20 protein-coding genes are annotated in these 19,672 nt (G+C 45.9%); 8 read left to right on the forward strand and 12 right to left on the reverse strand.

Annotation, left to right across the window (positions count from 1 at the left end):
- Positions 1–150 precede the first annotated feature (150 nt).
- Both QUB13_RS10290 and QUB13_RS10295 read left to right on the forward strand, forming a co-directional pair.
- Positions 151–2,091: a S9 family peptidase gene (locus QUB13_RS10290; RefSeq protein WP_333380401.1), complete on the forward strand. Its 1,941-nt coding sequence runs from the start codon at positions 151–153 to the stop codon at positions 2,089–2,091.
- 238 nt (positions 2,092–2,329) lie between these two features.
- A complete protein-coding gene (locus tag QUB13_RS10295) occupies positions 2,330–2,548 on the forward strand; it encodes a hypothetical protein (RefSeq protein WP_333380402.1) in 219 nt (72 codons plus the stop codon).
- Between the two features lie 225 nt (positions 2,549–2,773).
- Here QUB13_RS10295 and QUB13_RS10300 read toward each other — a convergent pair whose 3' ends face one another.
- Both QUB13_RS10300 and QUB13_RS10305 read right to left on the reverse strand, forming a co-directional pair.
- Positions 2,774–2,935, reverse strand: a complete 162-nt coding sequence (locus QUB13_RS10300) for a hypothetical protein (protein WP_333380533.1) — start codon at positions 2,933–2,935, stop codon at positions 2,774–2,776.
- Between the two features lie 78 nt (positions 2,936–3,013).
- Complete coding sequence (locus QUB13_RS10305; RefSeq protein WP_333380403.1) at positions 3,014–4,351, reverse strand: ArsB/NhaD family transporter; 1,338 nt, start codon at positions 4,349–4,351, stop codon at positions 3,014–3,016.
- Between the two features lie 204 nt (positions 4,352–4,555).
- Here QUB13_RS10305 and QUB13_RS10310 point away from each other — a divergent pair, with 204 nt between their 5' ends.
- Both QUB13_RS10310 and bchD read left to right on the forward strand, forming a co-directional pair.
- The gene (locus tag QUB13_RS10310) at positions 4,556–5,839 is read left to right on the forward strand and encodes a sensor histidine kinase (protein ID WP_333380404.1); all 1,284 of its coding nucleotides are present in this window, start codon (positions 4,556–4,558) and stop codon (positions 5,837–5,839) included.
- Between the two features lie 42 nt (positions 5,840–5,881).
- Positions 5,882–7,960, forward strand: a complete 2,079-nt coding sequence (gene bchD / locus QUB13_RS10315) for a magnesium chelatase ATPase subunit D (protein ID WP_333380405.1) — start codon at positions 5,882–5,884, stop codon at positions 7,958–7,960.
- A 380-nt stretch (positions 7,961–8,340) separates the two neighbouring features.
- Here the strand turns inward: bchD and QUB13_RS10320 are convergent, their stop codons facing one another.
- Positions 8,341–8,670 carry a PEP-CTERM sorting domain-containing protein gene (locus QUB13_RS10320; RefSeq protein ID WP_333380406.1) on the reverse strand — a complete coding sequence of 110 codons (330 nt, stop codon included), beginning with the start codon at positions 8,668–8,670 and terminating at the stop codon, positions 8,341–8,343.
- Between the two features lie 642 nt (positions 8,671–9,312).
- On the opposite strand from QUB13_RS10320, the gene QUB13_RS10325 reads away from it, so the two are divergent.
- On the forward strand, positions 9,313–10,041 hold the full coding sequence (locus tag QUB13_RS10325) for a Bax inhibitor-1/YccA family protein (RefSeq protein ID WP_106333830.1): 729 nt from the start codon (positions 9,313–9,315) through the stop codon (positions 10,039–10,041).
- On the opposite strand, the gene QUB13_RS10330 is transcribed toward QUB13_RS10325, so the two are convergent.
- On the reverse strand, positions 10,042–10,200 hold the full coding sequence (locus QUB13_RS10330; protein WP_333380407.1) for a hypothetical protein: 159 nt from the start codon (positions 10,198–10,200) through the stop codon (positions 10,042–10,044).
- Between the two features lie 20 nt (positions 10,201–10,220).
- Here QUB13_RS10330 and QUB13_RS10335 point away from each other — a divergent pair, with 20 nt between their 5' ends.
- From QUB13_RS10335 to rpsU, 3 genes are all read left to right on the forward strand, one after another.
- Positions 10,221–11,804 carry a tetratricopeptide repeat protein gene (locus QUB13_RS10335; protein WP_333380408.1) on the forward strand — a complete coding sequence of 528 codons (1,584 nt, stop codon included), beginning with the start codon at positions 10,221–10,223 and terminating at the stop codon, positions 11,802–11,804.
- 118 nt (positions 11,805–11,922) lie between these two features.
- Positions 11,923–13,039, forward strand: a protein-coding gene (gene prfB / locus QUB13_RS10340) for a peptide chain release factor 2 (protein WP_333380409.1) whose coding sequence is annotated in 2 segments (ribosomal slippage) — positions 11,923–11,994 and positions 11,996–13,039 — 1,116 coding nt in all. Because the reading frame shifts where the segments join, the coding sequence is not laid out codon by codon here.
- Positions 13,040–13,233: 194 nt separating this feature from the next.
- On the forward strand, positions 13,234–13,428 hold the full coding sequence (gene rpsU / locus QUB13_RS10345; protein ID WP_006632476.1) for a 30S ribosomal protein S21: 195 nt from the start codon (positions 13,234–13,236) through the stop codon (positions 13,426–13,428).
- An 8-nt stretch (positions 13,429–13,436) separates the two neighbouring features.
- On the opposite strand, the gene QUB13_RS10350 is transcribed toward rpsU, so the two are convergent.
- The 8 genes from QUB13_RS10350 to QUB13_RS10385 form a co-directional block, all read right to left on the reverse strand.
- On the reverse strand, positions 13,437–14,897 hold the full coding sequence (locus QUB13_RS10350) for an AtzE family amidohydrolase (protein ID WP_333380410.1): 1,461 nt from the start codon (positions 14,895–14,897) through the stop codon (positions 13,437–13,439).
- Between the two features lie 13 nt (positions 14,898–14,910).
- On the reverse strand, positions 14,911–15,087 hold the full coding sequence (locus QUB13_RS10355) for a DUF4089 domain-containing protein (protein ID WP_333380411.1): 177 nt from the start codon (positions 15,085–15,087) through the stop codon (positions 14,911–14,913).
- Between the two features lie 67 nt (positions 15,088–15,154).
- Positions 15,155–15,607, reverse strand: coding sequence for a KGK domain-containing protein (locus QUB13_RS10360; RefSeq protein WP_333380412.1), 453 nt, complete (start codon positions 15,605–15,607; stop codon positions 15,155–15,157).
- Positions 15,608–15,706: 99 nt separating this feature from the next.
- Positions 15,707–16,159, reverse strand: a complete 453-nt coding sequence (locus QUB13_RS10365; protein WP_333380413.1) for a hypothetical protein — start codon at positions 16,157–16,159, stop codon at positions 15,707–15,709.
- An 11-nt stretch (positions 16,160–16,170) separates the two neighbouring features.
- Positions 16,171–16,479 carry a hypothetical protein gene (locus QUB13_RS10370; protein ID WP_333380414.1) on the reverse strand — a complete coding sequence of 103 codons (309 nt, stop codon included), beginning with the start codon at positions 16,477–16,479 and terminating at the stop codon, positions 16,171–16,173.
- Between the two features lie 632 nt (positions 16,480–17,111).
- Positions 17,112–17,279 (reverse strand): hypothetical protein, encoded by a 168-nt coding sequence (locus tag QUB13_RS10375; RefSeq protein ID WP_333380415.1) that lies wholly within the window; start codon positions 17,277–17,279, stop codon positions 17,112–17,114.
- Positions 17,280–17,373: 94 nt separating this feature from the next.
- Positions 17,374–17,865, reverse strand: coding sequence for an ureidoglycolate lyase (locus tag QUB13_RS10380; protein WP_333380416.1), 492 nt, complete (start codon positions 17,863–17,865; stop codon positions 17,374–17,376).
- 221 nt (positions 17,866–18,086) lie between these two features.
- Positions 18,087–19,619, reverse strand: coding sequence for a cobyrinate a,c-diamide synthase (locus tag QUB13_RS10385; RefSeq protein ID WP_333380417.1), 1,533 nt, complete (start codon positions 19,617–19,619; stop codon positions 18,087–18,089).
- Between the last annotated feature and the right edge of the window lie 53 nt (positions 19,620–19,672).

The following is a 19,672-nucleotide window of genomic DNA, read 5'->3' on the forward strand; positions in this document are numbered from 1 at the left end:
TTATTTCTGGTAAAATACCAAGATAGCGGTTTTGAGTTGACTGAAGTACAGAGTCGGGTAGAAAAACAGCATTACCGCGTCCTCTATTTCATCAGATTTAAAACTGCTATATTAATTTTTTCGTTCTCAAAACACAACTGTCTCTACTTTATGAATACCACATCGCCTTACGGCTCTTGGAAATCTCCCATCACCTCAGATTTAATTGTTTCGGGAACTGTCGGACTCGGACAAATTGCTATGGACGAATCGGATATTTACTGGGTAGAAGGACGACCGTCGGAAGCGGGTAGAAGTGTCATTGTGCGGCGCACTCCAGACGGTAAAATAACTGATGTAACGCCCCAACCTTTCAACGTTCGCACTCGCGTTCACGAATACGGCGGCGGTTCGTTTGCAGTAGCCGGCGGTGTGGTGTATTTCTCTCATTTTGCCGACCAACGTATTTATTGTCAAGCATTAGATTCTCAACCAGAACCTCTCACACCTGCTGCTAAGAATTGCTACGCAGATATGATTGTTGACCGGCAAAGAAATCGCTTGATTTGCGTGCGCGAAGACGGTGCCGGTGAGGGGGAATCTGTCAACACTATTGTTAGCATTAATTTAGATAACGGCGAAGATATTCAAATCTTAACTCAAGGTAACGATTTTTATGCTTCTCCTCGTTTGAGTCCCGATGGTTCTCGACTTTCCTGGATTTCTTGGAACCATCCAAATATGCCGTGGGATGGGACAGAATTGTGGGTAGCAGAAATTAAGAGTGGCGGTTCTTTAGGCGAAAAATATTTAGTAGCTGGTGGCGCTGACGAGTCGATTTTTCAACCGGAATGGTCGCCCGATGGAGTTTTGTATTTTGTTTCTGACAAGTCGAACTGGTGGAATTTTTATAGAACTGTTAATCTCAGCTTGCAAGAAAAGCCAGAAGTCGAACCTCTGTGTGAAATGGCGGCTGAATTCGGTCTTCCTCAGTGGGTTTTTGGAATGTCTACCTATGCGATGGTTTCCAAAAGCAAAATTATTTGTACCTACACTCAGCAAGGTAAGTGGCATTTAGCCAGTCTCGATTTGACGACAAAGCAGCTAACAATAATTGAGCTACCTTATACTGATATTTCGTCGGTGAAAGCGCAGGGAGAAACTGTGGTTTTTCTGGCGGGTTCGCCTACTGAATCTACTGCTATTGTTAAATTAAATTTAGCAAGTGGCGAACGGGAAATTTTGCGAAAATCGAGCGATTTAAGTATCGATTCTGGTTATCTTTCTGTACCGGAAATGCTAGAGTTTCCCACGGAAAACGGTTTGACTGCTTTCGGCTTTTTCTATCCCCCGAAAAATCAAGATTTTGCTGCACCTGCGGGTGAAAAACCGCCACTGGTTGTCAAAAGTCACGGCGGCCCAACTGCTGCTACTTCTAGCGGTATGAATTTGAGAATTCAATATTGGACGAGTCGCGGTTTTGCTGTGCTTGATGTTAATTACGGCGGTAGCACTGGTTACGGGAGAGAATACAGAAGAAGATTGCAAAATAGTTGGGGAATTGTTGATGTTGATGATTGCGCTAATGGTGCTAAATATTTAGCTGCAAAAAATTTGGTTGATGGCGAGAGAATGGCGATCGCCGGTGGCAGTGCAGGGGGGTACACGACTCTGTGCGCTCTGACCTTCCGGGATGTGTTTAAGGCTGGTGCTAGCTATTATGGAGTTAGCGATTTGGAGGCTTTGGCTACTGATACTCACAAGTTTGAGGCGCGCTATCTTGATGGATTAATTGGGCCTTATCCAGAACGCAAAGATTTGTATGTAGAACGTTCTCCGATTCATTCTGCTGAACGTTTATCTTGTCCGGTAATCTTTTTTCAAGGATTGGAAGATAAGGTTGTTCCGCCGAATCAAGCGGAAATGATGGTAGAGATATTGAAAGCTAAAGGTTTGCCGGTTGCTTACGTTACCTATGAGGGGGAACAGCACGGTTTTCGCCGCGCTGAAAATATCAAGAGAACTCTTGATGGGGAGTTTTATTTCTATTCCCGGGTGTTTAAGTTTGAGTTGGCTGAACCGGTGGAAGAAGTGCCGATTTACAATCTTTAGAAAAAGTTAAGTTTGCAGTTATTTTGTTGGCGCTTTAACGCAACTGCAAAGGACGGCATAATTTGCACATATTGAATGTGATTTAGTTCACAAATTATGTTGGTTGCTGTCACAAGTTTTGGCTGTTTGGTGTCACTGATTTTAAGGAGATTTACATAGAAACTATGAAAGTGCGATCGCCCTCTGTGACTGCAGATAAAGTGCGATCGCCCTAGCGTCAAGTGGAGAGTCAATCTCTATGCAAACTCCTGTCAACCTGATTCCATCTGCTTTGGGCGAGCTGTTCGCCGAAGTGAATTATAATGGCTACATTACTTTAGCCGATCGCTACGGTTTGATGGCCGCTATTTTTGACGAGAGTTTGACGGAGGAAGAGAAATGCTCGATCGATCGCATCCTGCGCTCTGTATATCGGGGTAGGATAAAATTAGTTAATGAACTGTCTGCGCTCAGATAAGCACTGACAACACCTTCATAAAACTCAGCTTCTTGTCCCTCTTTAAGAGATTAAGGAATTAAGAAATAAAGGAAGTATTGAAGCCGGATTGAGTATTACTACTATTATCTAGGGTGCGCCTTACCTGCTGGAGCCTATCAGTTGGTGATTTTCAGCATTTGAGCGTGCGAACATTAATTAATAGCAACTCCCAAAACCAGTATTGGACACGCAAGATACCTGATATCAATTCTGGTTGGACTCCTCATGATTGTTGACTGTTGAATGTTGACTGTTGACTGTTGACTGTTGATTGTTGACTGTTGATTGTTGGCTGTTGATTGTTGGCTGTTGGCTGTTGATTGTTGGCTGTTGACTGTTGACAAATAACCAATAACCAATCACCAATCACCAATCACCAATCACCAATAACTAACAACCAATAACCAATAACCACTAACCAATAACCAATGACTAATGACTTCTTCAAATCAAAAACCGAATAGTTACATAAACAGCAGCCACCAGCAATTGTACCGCCATCACCGGAAGCCCGTAACGCAGAAAAGTTTGAAAAGAAATCCGCTGTCCGTACTGCTCCGAAATTCCCGCCGCCACTACATTAGAAGAAGCTCCTATCAAAGTGCCGTTTCCGCCTAAATTTGCCCCGTACATCATCGCATAAAACAGCGGCAGCACTGCAACTGGAAACTGCCCTGCAAAATCGGGATTCAGCACTTCTGTCGGTGCGAGGCCGACATTCACCACATACTGTTTTAACAGCGGCACCATCGCCACCACTAGCGGAATGTTTGGCACCACGCTCGACATCAAACCCACAAAAAATAACAAAGCTAAAGAACCCAGAAAAATGTTTTTACCTAAAACAACTGCTAAAAATCCTGACATACTGCCGATGATTCCGGTTTTTTCTAAACCGCCAATCAGCACAAAGAATGACATAAAAAATAACAGCGTGCTCCAATCTAAATCCCGCAAAATATTGTTAACTGAATCAATTTGGGAGTGGTGAGCTAAAAGCATTGCCAAACCAGCCCCCAACAAAGCAACCGCTGCCGGTGAAATTGGTATGGGTAGAGACTCTCCTACTACAAAAAATACCAGCACGAAAGCTGTGATTAAGCCACCCATTGCTAAAATTCGCGGGTGATTGATTGTTGGCAGTGGCAAATTATCCAAATTGTCTAATTTTTTTCGCCAAATTTCGGGAAACAGCCAAGGTAATATAGCTACTAAAGCTGCTACTGATATCGCCCCGCCCAAACTTAATTGAGTTAGGTAATCTGCAAAGCTCATGTTGATAGCATCGCCGACAATGAATGTCGCCGGGTCTCCCACGATTGTCAGCAATCCCGAACTGTTAGCTACAAATACCATTAAAATTAGTAATGGTACAAAATCTACGCCGATTTCTTGAGCTATTGGCGGAATTAATGGCGCTAGCAGCATGACTGTTGTGGCATTGGGCAAAACTGCACAAATAGGTGTCGTAATTGCGACAATTCCCAGCAAGAGATTTTTGCCTTTGCCTTTCGCCAACAACACCATTTTAGTTGCCAAATAATCGAATACTTTGGTCGGTTCAAAGGCTCTCACCATGACCATGACTCCGAAAAATAAACCCAGGGTTCCGTGACTGCGACCGATATATTCGATCGCGTTATTTAACGTCATCACATGGGTAAAAACCAGTATCAGCGCTCCCAAAAATGCCGCAACTGTCAGGTGTATCCATTCTGTAATTATTAAGAAAACTACACCGATAAATGTTGCCACAGCGATCGCAGCTTGCACGTTTTCCATTTAGTCCCCTGACAAAACTAAAGCTTAAAAATTAAAACCTCTGGTTGTCAGCGAACTTACTACTTTTAGGCTATTTTGTCAAGAGGTTTAAGTGTGACTTTTGGCAGAAACAAGCTGGAATCTAGTCATGGAGAGAGCAGCACGGGGAAAAAATCACCTCAAAACTAATTCTTTTGGCAGGGTTGCGATCGCCCGAAGTTTGGTATGGCGATCGGGCGATCGCTCAACTACAATGAAGCATGGGCAACATCTGCCAAATTCAACCCCCACGCAGACATCATGGACTACAGCCAAATGCTCGCCGACAAAACCGATACGATCCTCAAAAGCTGGATTGAAGCAGTACGTCAGGATCGGAACATTGAAAGTGCTGACACCTTACCGCACTCAGCGATCGAAAATCACATACCCCATTTGTTGGGGGCGATGGCCGCATTGCTTTCCCAATATCGCAACAGCGACATAAAGGTAATAATTGAAGCCAGTTTAGATCACGGACTTCTTAGAGCCGAACAAGGCTACGACTCCGCAGAAGTAGCCAGGGAATACCATTTATTGCGTCAAGTAATATTCTCAGAATTAGAAACAGAATTGCTAGCAGGAACCACTGCCGAAGTATTTAAAGCTTTTCGCCTCATCGATGCCGTAATAGACGAAGCAATTGCCCAGTGTTTCAATAGCTACGTCGCTCAGAAGCTTCGGGAACTCCAACAAATCCAAAGTCAGTTACAACTCACAAATCAAGAACTCAATCGCCTCGTCAGCGTCAACCAAGAAAACCTCTCCTATTTAGCTCACGAACTCAAAACACCTCTCAACTCAATCATCGGTTATTCAGAGCTATTTTTGCGAAAAGGAAGGGCACAAACAGAAATCAAAGACACCCTCCCCGGCATCGAACACATCGAGCGAGTATTGCGTAACGGCAGACAGTTGCTGCGCCTGATTAACGACGCCCTAGAACTTGCTCGCGCCGATGCCGGCAAAATTAAACTTAACCTGCGGCAAACTAATGTACAATCTCTAATTAACACCGTAGTAGAAATGATGCAGCCAATTGCTGATGCTAAAGGACTAAAGCTTGCTGTTACCAGCGACTGCGCCCCCAAACAAGTAGTCGCCGACGGACAGCGGCTGCAACAAATTGTCACCAACCTTCTGAGTAATGCCATTCGCTATACAGAATCTGGTAGCATTGAATTAAGTTGCAGCCGCGCTGGAGAAGCAAATTGGACGATCGCCATTACAGATACAGGTATCGGCATCGCCCCCGAAGATACCAACCGCATCTTTGACCCCTTTTTTCAAGCAGGAGAAGCCCGCAAACAGCAGTATCCCCCCGACAGCACCGGCCTGGGATTAGCCATAGTATCGCGGCTAGTCACGCTTTTGCAAGGTCAAATAGAGGTAGTATCAGAAATCGGAGTCGGCTCAACTTTTACCGTAATTCTCCCTTTAGAAGTTAAAATACTTCAAGCAGTAAGCTAAAAATTAAGTTCAAAATTTTAGTTCCGAACATCAGAAAATCCTATGCCCGCAGCCAACCTTAGCTTTTCCACAACCGCCTTTCCCCTCACCGCCGTAGTCGGGCAAGCAGCAATCAAATTAGCCCTGCTTTTAGCAGCAGTAGATCCCGGATTGGGAGGAGTTGCGATCGCCGGTCGCCGCGGTACCGCAAAATCAGTAATGGCCCGCGCCCTGCATTCCCTACTGCCACCAATTGAAATTGTTAAAGACTCTTTTTGCAACGCCGAACCCGATGAAAACATTGCAGAACAGACATCTTTTATATTAGAAGAAAACGGGCAAGATGCCCACACCACAAATACTAATTCCCCAAATACAGAAATTATTCCCGCACCCTTCATTCAAATTCCTTTGGGTGTCACCGAAGACCGACTTTTAGGTTCCGTCGATGTCGAACAATCAGTAAAATTTGGCAAAACCGTATTTCAACCCGGACTCCTAGCCCAAGCAAATCGAGGCGTACTTTACGTAGACGAAATTAACCTGCTAGATGACAACATTTCCAACCAATTGCTAACAGTATTAACCGAAGGTCGCAACCAAATAGAACGCGAAGGCATCAGCTTCCAACACCCCTGCAAACCTCTATTCATTGCTACCTACAACCCCGAAGAAGGGTCGCTCAGAGAACATTTGCTCGATCGCATCGCGATCGTACTTTCCGCCGACGCAGCACTCGAACTAGAAGAAAGAGTATACGCAGTAGAACAAGCCCTATCCTACTCCAGTTCCCCCCAAGAATTTCTCAACCAATACACCGAAGACACCGACAACCTCAAAACCCAAATCATCCTCGCCAGAGAATGGCTCAAAGATGTCACCATCAGCCGCGAACAAATTGCCTACTTAGTAGAAGAAGCCCTGCGCGGCGGAGTCCAAGGACACCGCGCCGAAATCTTCGCCTGTCGCGTCGCCAAAGCCGCCGCCGCCATCGAAGGACGCACAGAAGTTAACGCCGAAGATTTGCGCCGCGCCGTAGAACTCGTCATCGTACCCCGCGCCACCATCGTCCAAACTCCCCCAGACGAAAACCCACCGCCACCGCCACCGCCACCGCCACCCCCAGAACAATCGGAACAAGAACAAGAAGAAGAAGAGGAAGAAGAAGACAAAGAAGACCAACCTCCCGAAGAACAAGAAGAAACCAACATTCCCGAAGAATTTCTCTTTGACCCCGAAGGCGTAATTCTCGACCCCGACGTGCTGTTCTTCGCGCAAAACGCCAACCGCCAAGGCAAATCCGGCAGCAGAAGCACCATTTTCTCGGAAGATAGAGGTCGTTACGTCAAGCCAGTATTGCCCAAAGGCCCCGTCCGCCGCATCGCCGTTGATGCGACTCTCAGAGCCGCCGCACCCTACCAAAAAGCCCGCCGCGACAGGAATTCTGACCAGGAAACCACCGCCCGCGAGAGTCCAAATCGAGAGAAGCGCGTATTTGTGGAACAGGGAGACATTCGGGCGAAGCGCTTGGCCAGAAAAGCTGGGGCTCTAGTGGTATTTGTCGTGGATGCTTCGGGTTCGATGGCCCTCAACCGGATGCAGTCGGCCAAAGGTGCTGTCATGCAGCTACTCACCGAAGCTTATCAAAGCCGCGACCAAGTGGCGCTGATTCCGTTTCGCGGAGAACAAGCAGAAGTATTGCTGCCGCCTACTCGCTCGATAGCCTTGGCCCGCAAGCGTTTGGAACGGCTGCCCTGCGGCGGTGGTTCGCCCCTCGCCCACGGTTTGACGCAAGCGGTGCGCGTCGGAGTCAATGCGCGCCAGTCTGGAGATATTGGTCAAGTTGCGATTGTCGCCATTACCGACGGACGCGGTAATATTCCTTTGGCTCGTTCTTTGGGCGAACCGATTTTAGATGGCGAAAAGCCGGATATTAAAAAGGAATTGTTGGAAATTGCTGCCAAAATTCGCGGCCTGGGAATGCAGTTGCTGGTGATTGATACGGAGAGTAAGTTTATTTCGACTGGTTTTGCGAAGGAGTTGGCCAAGACTTCTGGCGGGAAATACTATCATTTGCCGAAAGCTACTGAACAGTCGATCGCAGCTATGACTAAAAATGCTTTGAGGGATGCGATCGGCTAAAATGCTGAAACAGACAATAAAAAACCGTTTGTAGTGCGGACTTCAGTCCGCAGCGCCAGAAAACTTCTGTCCCATGCTGCTATCCCATCTGATTGCAGCAAATCGAGCAGACACGATATCACCGCCACTGATTGTATAGCAGTTCGATCGCAACACGAGGGCAATCTCCCAATCCCTCAATCCCTCAACCTCCAATCTAAAATCCAATACGGTTCACTTAAGATGGTCATTGCGAGGAACGAAGCAATCGCAGTATTTATTTTTCATGATTTTTTACCGCCTGGATAGTCTTAAGTTAACCGTATTGATCTAAAATCGATCTCCCAATCCTTCAATCCGTCAATTTCCCAATCTAAAATCTAAAATCTAAAATCTAAAATCTAAAATCGTCCGACTCTCGCTCTCCGGCGAGTCACCGCCAGCGAACCCGCCACTAAACCCAACCCTACCACCGTCGAAGGTTCGGGAATTTTCACAGGCCCGGGTTCCCGGTTGACCTTTACCGGGTTCGGACTCGGAGAAGTGGTACCTTGGGGGGGTTGACCAACCTGAGCCAGCAGCCAATATTCTGAACCCTGCGATGCAGCAGCGACAGAAATGTCTCCGACATTACCTGCAAAAGCAGCTTGGCCAAAGGAAATCACCGCAGTAGCAGTCAAAAGAATTCCGGCTGCGGGTGACAATAATTTACGAGCAAAAAAGGTGAGCATTAGACATTACCTGTTGAGAATTTGGTCGGTACGAACTAAATTTATTCATTAATTTTCTTGAAATTCCCTGTCTGAGCTACCAGGTGCAACTAACCGAACCGATTTCAGGTTTGAGATTTTAAATTGTGGAGATTCTCTCTCCCTAGTTTCAACTCTTGCCGGCCATCAAAAACCTCAAATCAACTGTGCCCCCTCCCTTTAGCATAAAGCTTTCAATCGTAAATCGCAAATCTAAAATCCCAAATTTATTCACCTGTGCTATCTGCGATTCGATCGACCTTGACATCAACCTGTTAATTAAGTTAAAGAATATCTCTGTGGCGTCAGACAATCCTAATTAGACTGTGCTAATTCCGGCGCAGCGAGACTGCACACCATGTACGCAGTCGATTATAAACAATAGTTTCCTACTTGAGGGTGATTTCACCCCGGTTCTTTATCAAATCTTTAAACTCGACCAGGTTTTGCAAACACAGGGTAAAGCTGTCAGAATAGAAATACAAGACTTGCGCGCCGCGTGAGAAACCGGCTTTTTCACCATAACTACAGGTTCAAACCCGCGTATTTTCGTGCATACCCGGTTTCTTTTGCCGCGCGCAAGTCCCAAGATATCAACTCTCAGCCAACATTAGGTAAATCCTCGTGAGTAACACCAGCAACTTCCGCGAAGCCATGCGCGAGGCCAAAAACCACGCACTGGTAGGCCCCAACGTCATCTCCAACGCCCTCCCCTTCGTCGGTGGCGGACTTGTATTAACTGCTGTCGGCGCTTACGGCGGCCTCGGAGTCATTCGCAACTATCCGGGAATCTTTTTTCCCACATTCATCGCCGCGATCGTCCTACAATTAATTCTGTTCTTTGTCGTTCGCGGTGTCGCCGAAAAAGGTAACAATAGTACCGCCTTACCCCTCCTGGTAACCTACAGCCTGCTTACCGGCTACACCCTCAGCGGATTGGTGTCTGTAGCACTCAGAAACGAAGGAGTCGGCATTGCTGGCATCGGTTTTGCAGCCCTCGGATGTGGCATTACCTTCATCGCCGCCCGCCAAATTGGTTCTAACTTGTCGGAAGAAGACGGCATGGCCATCACCAAAACCATCAGTTTAGGTGTCATTGCTTTGTTAGTCGTCGTTGGCGGTCAATTTCTACTCTCTCTATTTGGAGTCTACACCCCAACCTGGTTAGAAATTGGCATTTCCGGCATCGGCGTGTTTATCTTTGCTGGCGCTGCGATTGTAGACTTTTACATACTACCCCGCAGCTACCGCGACGACCAGTATTTGCCCGCAGCTTTGTCGATGTACTTGACCTACATCAACTTGTTCATCTTCATTCTGCGCCTGATGATTGCTCTCAACAGCCGCGATTAATCAACGCAAGTTTAGCTTAAAAACAACCGCAGCCCGATCGACTTCCGGCTGCGGTTTTTGATTAAGATTTACAACCAAGAGAGCGATCGGTCGATTTGAGATTTTATAGTTGAGATTGATTCGACTAATTCTGTCGATCGCGATTTCAAAATTAATCACAACTCAATTTAATAACAGTTATGTACTTAAAATATGAAGATATCAGGATAGTCAGCCTAGAAATTACTTCCCGGTGCAATGCCGCTTGTCCCCAATGTCCGCGCACCGACAACCCGATTTTGCCGGGGGCGGAATTAAAGATGGAGGATATTGAGAGAATTTTCCCACAAGAGTTTTGCTCTCAGTTGGATTTGATCTATATGTGTGGCAACTACGGCGATGCTATGACTAGCAATACTACAATTGGGGCGATCGAATATTTGCACCGGATGGGAGTTCCTAAAATCTGCCTGTACACCAACGGTAGCGGGCGCAACCCCGACTGGTGGCAAGCCCTGGCACAGGCGATGACAGGAGAAAACGATCGCGTAATTTTTAGCATCGACGGATTGGCTGATACTAACAGCATTTACCGCCAAAATACCAACTGGGACAGGATAATGCAGTCGGTTAAGGCTTTTATCCAAGCGGGCGGAAAAGCTGTATGGCACTACTTGATATTTGAACACAACCAGCACCAAGTAGAAGCAGCCAGGGATTTAGCCCAAGAATTAGGGTTTGTCGAGTTTGTACCGAAAGCTACCTCTCGTTTTGTAGCAAAAGAAATTTATGACAAAGAGTCCGCAAATCAACCGCTTCAGAAGGCAGAAAACTCTCAGGTAGATGCTAAGAGCGATCGCCCGAACCAACCAGCAACAACTAATGCGTCAGCCCCTCCAAATCAAACACAGACGGCTGTTGGGTTGCACCGACAAGCGGAGGACTGTTTGAAACAAGGACAGCTCTCAGAGGCGATCGCAGCCTGCCAACAAGCCCTAAAAATCCAACCTAACTTTGCAGCAGCCTGTAAAACTTTAGGAAATGCTTTCCAAGCTATGGGGAAGATGCAAGCAGCAGCCGACTGCTATACAAACGCACTGAAAATTCAGCCTAATTTTCCCGAAGTTTATGCTAATGTCGGCAGTCTTTACGCTCAACAGAAACAGTGGCAGCCAGCTAGTGCTTATTACCAAAAGGCGATCGAGCTTAAACCCAATTTTGCCGGAGCTTATCGCAATTTAGCTAGAGTTTTAACGCAGTTGGGGCAACCAGAAAAAGCAAATTATGCTTGGTATCAAGCTATAGCTATCGAAACCTCTCAAGCAGTAGCTCAAAATCAGCCTATCCCACCACAGCCAGCCAGCGAAGAACTCCAACCCCCATCATTGGAACAATATAAAAATCCACAGGGAGACCAATTTATCAAAGCTGTAGAAACATTTGGCAGCCTAAATAATTACTACCGGAATGTAGAAATTAGCTGCCAAACTCAAGCCACCAAAGAGATTTTTATCAGTTTTGAAGCGGAACTCTGGCCTTGTTGTTGGGTAAGCCATACTAAATACGCTGTTTATAACGACACTTACAGACCCCAAATGCTGGCTTTAATTGAAAAGTACGGCAATGGATTTAATTCTCTCAGAACTAAATCAGTGAAAGAGGCGATCGCCTGTGATTGGTTTCGCGAAGACCTCACAAAAAGTTTTTCATGTTCCAAAAGGTTGGACGTATGCGCTCACGAATGCGGTAAAGCCTTCAATTCCACAGGTTCGCAGTATATTTAGAAACATCTGCGTTCATCCGCGTTCATCTGCGGTTAAAAAACGTTCTTAGTATTTGTGCAACAACAAGTCAGCAGCAAGCTAAAATTAATATAACACCCCACAACTAGGAAAACTCACAGTGGAAGTTCTAGACATCAAGCACGATATCGAAACATTGTCCGATCGACTGGGTACAACCCAGGACTATCTTTGACATCCCCGCACTCACAGCCAAAATTCAAGATTTAGAGCAAATCTGTGCCCAACCAGCATTTTGGGACGACCAGGATAAAGCCCAAGAAACCCTCCAAGAACTCAACAACTTCAAATCTCATTTAGACCAATACCGCGGCTGGCAGACTAGCCTAGAAGACGCTAGAGCTATTTTAGAACTGCTGGAGTTAGAAGCCGACGAGTCTTTGTTCCAAGAAGCCTCATCGAGTCTTGCTCAATTAACCCGCGAACTCGACCTGTGGGAACTGCAACAATTACTATCGGGCCCCTACGACGAAGGCGGCGCTGTTTTGACAATTAACGCCGGGGCGGGCGGCACAGATGCTCAAGATTGGGCCGAAATGCTGCTGCGGATGTACACCCGCTGGGGGGAAAGTCAAGGTTACAAAGTACATTTAATGGAAATTTCCGAGGGAGAGGAAGCAGGTGTTAAATCTGCTTCTTTGGAAATTGTCGGCCGCTACGCTTACGGTTATATGCGATCGGAAAAAGGCACTCACCGCTTGGTCAGAATTTCGCCTTTTAATGCTAACGACAAGCGTCAAACCAGTTTTGCGGGCGTGGAAGTGATGCCGGTACTCGATCGATCCGTCAAGTTGGACATTCCAGAAAAAGATTTGGAAATCACGACTTCCCGCGCGGGCGGCAAGGGCGGGCAAAATGTTAACAAGGTAGAAACCGCAGTCCGTATCGTTCACCTTCCTACCGGTTTGGCCGTCCGCTGTACAGAAGAACGCAGTCAGTTGCAAAATAAGGAAAAAGCTTTGGCATTACTCAAGGCTAGGCTGTTGGTGATTGCTAAGGAACAGCGGGCTTCGGAAATTGCCGAGATTCGCGGCGATATGGTGGAGGCGGCTTGGGGCAACCAAATTCGCAATTATGTTTTTCACCCATACCAAATGGTCAAGGATTTGCGTACTGGGGTGGAAACAACTGCCATCGAAGATGTGATGAACGGCGAATTAGAGCCGTTTATTCAAGCTTACCTGCGGCAGGAAAATCAGTTGGTCAGTAGTCAGTAGTCAGTAGTCAGTAGTCAGTTGACAGTAGTCAATTAGGACTTCAGTCCGCAAAAAAGAAGGACTGAAGTCCTCACTACGAACCAATTTTCTGGTATAATTTTGGGGTTTTGGTCGATCGCCCGACCTTCAACAGGTCGCGCGGTCAAAAACCTTGATATGATAAAACTCGATCTAACAAACACTAAGGAGAAATAATGACCCAAGTTGTAATAGGCGAAAATGAAGGGATTGAGTCAGCCCTACGACGGTTTAAGCGACAAGTTTCCAAAGCGGGAATTTTTCCCGACATGAGAAAACACCGCCACTTTGAAACCCCCCTCGAAAAGCAGAAGCGCAAAGCTATTGCCAGACGCACTAAGAGACGCTTCCACCGCAACAACAAACCCTAGAAATAGCACTAAATTGATTCGGCAGATATAATGCCTTGCGATTCTAGTACCGCAGCGACTCGGAGAATCACCGCTTCGCTGTAGGGAGCACCAATAATTTGTACCCCCAAGGGCAAAGCGCCGGGCCGCTGTACGGGCACGCAAAGAACGGGCAAGCCAATAAATGATAGGGGTTGGGTGAACAGTCCGAGATTGGGACGCACTAAGATTTCTTGTCCGGCTATTACCATTTTCTCGACGCCAATTTCAGGGGCAGCTATCGGGGTGGCGGGTGCGAGGATGATGTCTGTTTGTTGGAATATTTCGCGAATTCGATCGCGGTACCACTGTCTGAATCTTTGGGCTTGCAAGTACCAAGTCGCAGGGATCAGGGTTCCCGCTAAAAAGCGATCGCGCGTGGCAGGATCGAAGTCTTGAGGGCGCGATCGCAAATTGTCTAAATGCAAGTTTCCCCCCTCGCAGGCGGTAATGATAAATGCCGCAGCCCTGGCGCGATCGGATTCCGGTATGCTGACAGTTGCAAGCCCCCCTATTTTTGGGGGGTTTGTTGTTTTTTCTGTGCTTATACCACAATTTAAAACATTTGTCAAGGCTTTAGCAACTATTTCTACAGCCTCCATTGCTTCCGGTTCGGCCCCTGTGGCGAAATACCCGTCAGCAACAGCAATTCGCAATCCTTCGATGCCTTGATTTAACTGCGGCGAACAAAGTTCTGGCGGGCGTTGAGTGCAAACTGGGTCGCGAGAATCAGGGCCTTGCAGGACATCGTACAGCAGCGCGATGTCTCGGATCGATCGCCCAAACGGCCCCACACAATCCAAACTACTCGAAAATAAACAAGCCCCAGCCCTCGACAAACGACCGTAAGTAGGCTTAAACCCAAAGACACCGCACAAAGCAGCCGGTACGCGGATGGAACCGTTAGTATCAGAACCGAGAGTGATGGGTACAAAACCGGCGGCGACTGCTGCTGCGGAACCGCCGCTGGAACCGCCGGCGATGCGCGCAGTATCGCGGGGATTGCGAGTCGGCCCGTAGTGGCTGTTTTCCGTGACGAAACCGTAGGCGTACTCGTCCATGTTGAGCGTACCCACGAGGATTGCACCGGCTTGTTTGAGTCGGGCGACCACCGCCGCGTCCTGGGTAGCCGGAGGATTGTCAGCGTTGATTTTTGACCCGGCTAGGGTAGTAATTCCGCTGATGTCGAACAGGTTTTTGACAGCGAAGGGAACGCCTGCTAAAGGGCCTGGATTTTCGTTATTTGCGATCGAATTATCTATATTTTCGGCTGCTGCGAGTGCGCTTGAGGCGGTGATTGCAGTAAAGCAATTGAGGACGTTATCTCGATCGGCAATTCGTTCTAATGCCGCAGTCACAACCGCTGTCGCTGTAATTTTACCACTTTTAACCGCCGATGCTGTGGCGACTGCATCCGCTTGTGCTAAAAATTTACGTTCATCTGCGTTCATCTGCGGTTAAAAATCAAGGTTGAAATACTGGTGCAGCTTCCATTTCGTGGGGCAGCGGAAATTCGGTAACGAGTCTGGCGATCGCAGCTATTCTCTCGAAGTTTACCACAACGCCTGGACGATGTTCCGGGTCTAAGGGTAAGTTTATCAGTTCAGCCGTGCGATCGACATATTCTTCTATATTTACCATATTTTATTTTTCCTGAGAAGTGTAGCGGTGTGCGATCGACTATTGTATTGTAATGGCGATCGGGCAGTCAGTTGTTATTGCTCAGTTTTTTGTATTCCTCGGATTGTCTGATATCATCTAAAGGCGATTTTTGCTTTGGTGGTTCATCTGGGAAAAACTTTATAGATGTCTGCGTTTTCCCAGAAAATTCTAAACCTCCATTAATTTCTATTTGAATCTTTCCTTTTTGCCAACCTTTAGAACCAATTTTGAGAAGTTGACAATCGATTCCTTGTTGAGAGGTTTTCCAGTTTATATTCCCTCCCATAATTTGCGTTTCTTCATTAATCTGTAGCTCTCTCATCATGTCAGAAAAATCAACCAGGCCATCCTTAATCCTAATATCAAGTATCTTCCTAAACTGGCTAGCCGCTAGCTCTTTCAATCGGCGCACCGTAAAAGTAGCTTTACCCAATAACAAAACATCATCCTCGCCGTCTAGTATCTCATAACTTCTCTTGATTTCATCTTTTTCGTTCATTTTATTTCACCAAATTCTGCTGATTCCTATTTGATACCATTTCAAGCTATCTGAGTCAAGCTGGTTAACAAAATAAAGTGACTCTCGCACTTTTCCCACTCAAACACTGACAGTTTGCCGCAACTTCTCAACTGCAACATCCAGCGGAGGCAAAGCAAAATCCTCAGCATCCATCAATTCCTTAACCTTATCAAAAATCTCAACCTCCGCCTCTTCCTGATCCGTTAGCTTATCATAAAAATAAGGGTCAGTAAACCACTGCTCAAAAGCTATCATTAACAAGCCATTGGGCGAAAGTTCAAACCGCCAATACTTAGAAATTCTGCTGTCAACCACTTCAAACATCGGCGCCGGATTATGGATGGGATAATAGCTATAATTATCATTGCAGATGTAGTACCAAATAGTCCCTTTCCATTCTCGGATAGCATAAACAACATATTCCTTGCCTATAGTTAGCGGTAACTCAACCTTTCTAGTGTAACCGCGTGGCGGATCTATATATTCTTCAGGAAGAGATTCACCAGTCTTAGCAATACAACGAATTTTCATAACTTGATTACCTACAGATTTTTAGGGGCTGTTTTGGGATACTGTCGCTTGAACTTAAACTCCACATCTTGAAGAGTCTGACTGTTCCGAAACCAATGGACTTGTACGGAAGCTCCATTAATTTCAAAAGCCTCAATACTTGTCATTTTATCCCAGTCTTCAGCATTCCCGCCATAAACAGCAATCAGTCTCGGCGCATCTCCCAATAATCTATCTGTACCGCAATGAATCACTATGCAATTACCAGCCTTAGCATCTTGCAGCAGCAGTTGTTCTACCAAATTTCTCGGACTTTCATCGGGAATAGCACCTAGAGTCATAATTTAACAGTTTCTAATGTAATTTGTCAAATATCATGAAAAGAAATTTTAGCTGATACTGTTTCCGCCAGCAACTTGCCCAAAATTACATACCGAACTCCCGCACACATCCTGATGCCCTCGTATAAGTAAGCAGATTTTTCCACATTAATTTCGTAGATTTCCTCGGAAATTTATAAAAGTTTACTACCATAAAATTTACTATGCTCAAACAAGATTTTAGTTCATACATTTCCGTTATTTTAAAAATATCAACCATCCTGTGAGCGATATCCAATATATTAGCATTTGCCAAAGTGTACCACGGATATTGCGCGCCGTGGCATCCCAAACTTGCGTCAAAGTCATGTTGCTACAACTCCTTAACCTGCCTCACTGTCGGCGCTTAGAATCGGTGATATTACGACATTGTAAAGTGACATTAATCAAAAAATTAACTATAAAAAATATCGCAATATTTGCAAAATTTGTATCAAATTCAAAGCACAAAGATTATCCTAATAACTAAAGTTATGCTACTTTACAAATAGAGGAACAACTAAATTGCTTTGAATGTTAATTTCGCGTTAACTAAGTTCCGAGATGAGGGGCCACAGTCCAGCCTTGTATCAGATAAAATCGGTCGATTACCGTCACAAAAAAGGTTGGTAGTGCGGACGACCGTGCGCGACAAGAGAACGGACAGTCGTCCGCACTACCAACCCATCAGAACTCCCACAATCTACTAGACACGACATCATCATCGATCGCAATATTACCATTTGGCGATCGCCCGCACCAAACAAACGACATTGGCGCATAACTCTGTTCTACTTTTATTCAAAAATAGCCTATTTACCTACTGGTTCCTAGTAAGTACGACCGTCATTTATTAAATCCAATATGTGAGTTTATTCAGACAATCTCAAACTCCAGATTGTAATGCTTCACAAAATCAAAGCTGAAATGGTCAACCACATTAGTATCTCTCAACTCAAGATTGTAAAAATCCACAAAATCCGCCTCAACATAAGGCCCAGCGTGCCAAGTTCCCACCTCTAACTTAATAAAACAACTGCCAGGAATCCGAAAAGCAACAATATCCTCCAAACTCGGTTTATCGCTATTTCCAGGAGGCGCAACAGCCATCAACCAACTCTTCCCATCCAGAGAACCCAAACACTGAGTACATTCAACGTGCCGAGTAATTTTACCAAACTTGCGATCGTTCTCGTACAACCGCATAATGTAAAATTTAGGAATACCGTTTTGCAAACTTAATTGAGCATCCTCAGCATCAAAAGACTTACCATCAACACTCGCAAAAATAACTTGACCGTAACTCCGAAAATTTTCCGGTGTCACCCATTGCGCCAATAACCGCCTAGTCGAAATCAATACACTCATAAATCCCAACAGCCCCTCCCAGCATTCATCAAAAACATTCTAATACAGCAACCCTCTCTCTTCTCTGTGCCCTCAGCGTCCTCTGCGGTTAATAAAATAAAAAAAATCTAATTAGCTTTCTCGATCGTCTAAAATACCATTACAATAACGCATCAGCAGAATGCTCTCCCCTCTTCCTTAGCGCCCTTAGCGTCTTCGCGGTTCGTCAAAAAAAATATTAATTAAGTCCGATCGCCCAAAACACCCTTACAATCAAACTCAGCACACTGCTGCAAAAAACGAGCCGGAATATCAGGGCGAGCACCCCAATGCAAATGCAAATAAGAAGCGTGCACCTGACAAACCCCCCAACCTTCAGCAACCGCCTCAACTTCCCCCCGCTTCCCGTACCTCCAACTGTGATAAACTGGATTAGTCGGTTCAACAGTTAAATGCGATCGATGAAACTCATGACCCCAAACCGCATCAAAAGCATTTAACACCAAACTATCCCTCACCGCCACAGCCTCCCGGTATCCCAGCGTCAAACGCTTTCCCATCTCAGCAGCAGTTTTCAAAACACCCACCCCTTGCCAAGAATTGCCATCGAAGCCTACAATAGAATCGCACAAGTACATCAAACCGCCGCACTCCGCATAAGTCGGCATTCCCGAAAAAATCGCACTTCTGACAGCATCCCGAATTAAAACATTATTGCTCAATTTCTCAGCAAAAACTTCGGGAAAACCGCCGCCCAAATACAACCCTTGCACATTGTCAGGAAAAACAGCATCATCAAGCGGGCTCCAAAATACTAACTCTGCACCCAACTCTTCCAACAAATCAAGATTGTCCTGATAGTAAAAATTAAAAGCCCGATCGCGCGCAACTGCAATCCTCACCCCAAATTGTTTTCCCAAAGAGTTGACAACATCATCTTTTTGAGTTATAATTCCCGAAGGGAGACTGTATCTGCCCGAAAGTTGCTCAGACCCCTCACCCCCCTCATTTCGAGTCGCAGCCAACAAAGGCAAAAGTTGATCCCAGTCAAAACTAACAGCAGCCAAATCGGCCAACTTATCGATCGCAGCATGAAGATTCGGCAACTCCTCAGCAGGAATCAGGCCCAAATGTCGATCGGGAATAGTAACAGCCTCATCCCTACGCAAAACGCCCAAGATAGGTAAATTGAGCGGTTTTAGAGCATCAGTAAGCAGTTCCAAATGTCGATCGCTAGCCACCCGATTCAACACCAAACCAGCGAAATTAAGATTTGGGTTAAAAGAACGAAAACCGTGGGCGATCGCAGCCACAGAACCAGAAAGCCGGCTGCAATCTATCACAAACAATACCGGCAAATTCAGCAAACAAGCAACATGAGCCGTAGAAGCAAAAGCAACAGAATAATCTAATTCTTCTTTCCCCACCTTCAAGCCATCCGCTACATCCGCTACAAAATCCGTTGCCGAACTTCTTTCTTCCTTCTTCTGAGAAACTCCATCAAATAGCCCCATTACCCCTTCAACTAAGGCATAATCGACATCTTGAATATGACGCTCAAAACACTGTTTTACATAAGATTCAGACGTTAATACCGGGTCTAAATTCCGACAGGGGCGACCGGTGACAAAAGCATGAAACATCGGATCGATGTAGTCCGGGCCTACCTTAAAAGATTGCACGTTCAAGCCGCGGCGGATTAAATAAGCTAAAAGTGCGATCGTTACAGTAGTCTTTCCCGCACCGCTGCGTTCGCCAGCAATTACTAAAGTCATTAGTTATTAGTTATTGGTTATTAGTTATTGGTTATTAGTTATTGGTTATTAGT

It is taken from the genome of Microcoleus sp. B4-D4 (assembly GCF_036705185.1).
Classification (GTDB): domain Bacteria; phylum Cyanobacteriota; class Cyanobacteriia; order Cyanobacteriales; family Microcoleaceae; genus Microcoleus.

What these genes read in the sequence shown, in the direction of transcription:
- QUB13_RS10365 (WP_333380413.1), bottom strand. Translation starts at nt 16,159, where the DNA reads ATGAAAATTCGTTGTATTGCTAAGACTGGTGAATCTCTTCCTGAAGAA.
- QUB13_RS10350 (WP_333380410.1), bottom strand. Translation starts at nt 14,897, where the DNA reads ATGAACGCAGATGAACGTAAATTTTTAGCACAAGCGGATGCAGTCGCC.
- QUB13_RS10360 (WP_333380412.1), bottom strand. Translation starts at nt 15,607, where the DNA reads ATGAACGAAAAAGATGAAATCAAGAGAAGTTATGAGATACTAGACGGC.
- rpsU (WP_006632476.1), top strand. Translation starts at nt 13,234, where the DNA reads ATGACCCAAGTTGTAATAGGCGAAAATGAAGGGATTGAGTCAGCCCTA.
- QUB13_RS10295 (WP_333380402.1), top strand. Translation starts at nt 2,330, where the DNA reads ATGCAAACTCCTGTCAACCTGATTCCATCTGCTTTGGGCGAGCTGTTC.
- bchD (WP_333380405.1), top strand. Translation starts at nt 5,882, where the DNA reads ATGCCCGCAGCCAACCTTAGCTTTTCCACAACCGCCTTTCCCCTCACC.
- QUB13_RS10370 (WP_333380414.1), bottom strand. Translation starts at nt 16,479, where the DNA reads ATGACTCTAGGTGCTATTCCCGATGAAAGTCCGAGAAATTTGGTAGAA.
- QUB13_RS10320 (WP_333380406.1), bottom strand. Translation starts at nt 8,670, where the DNA reads ATGCTCACCTTTTTTGCTCGTAAATTATTGTCACCCGCAGCCGGAATT.
- QUB13_RS10385 (WP_333380417.1), bottom strand. Translation starts at nt 19,619, where the DNA reads ATGACTTTAGTAATTGCTGGCGAACGCAGCGGTGCGGGAAAGACTACT.
- QUB13_RS10335 (WP_333380408.1), top strand. Translation starts at nt 10,221, where the DNA reads ATGTACTTAAAATATGAAGATATCAGGATAGTCAGCCTAGAAATTACT.
- QUB13_RS10305 (WP_333380403.1), bottom strand. Translation starts at nt 4,351, where the DNA reads ATGGAAAACGTGCAAGCTGCGATCGCTGTGGCAACATTTATCGGTGTA.
- QUB13_RS10290 (WP_333380401.1), top strand. Translation starts at nt 151, where the DNA reads ATGAATACCACATCGCCTTACGGCTCTTGGAAATCTCCCATCACCTCA.
- QUB13_RS10355 (WP_333380411.1), bottom strand. Translation starts at nt 15,087, where the DNA reads ATGGTAAATATAGAAGAATATGTCGATCGCACGGCTGAACTGATAAAC.
- QUB13_RS10380 (WP_333380416.1), bottom strand. Translation starts at nt 17,865, where the DNA reads ATGAGTGTATTGATTTCGACTAGGCGGTTATTGGCGCAATGGGTGACA.
- QUB13_RS10310 (WP_333380404.1), top strand. Translation starts at nt 4,556, where the DNA reads ATGGCGATCGGGCGATCGCTCAACTACAATGAAGCATGGGCAACATCT.
- QUB13_RS10375 (WP_333380415.1), bottom strand. Translation starts at nt 17,279, where the DNA reads ATGCGCCAATGTCGTTTGTTTGGTGCGGGCGATCGCCAAATGGTAATA.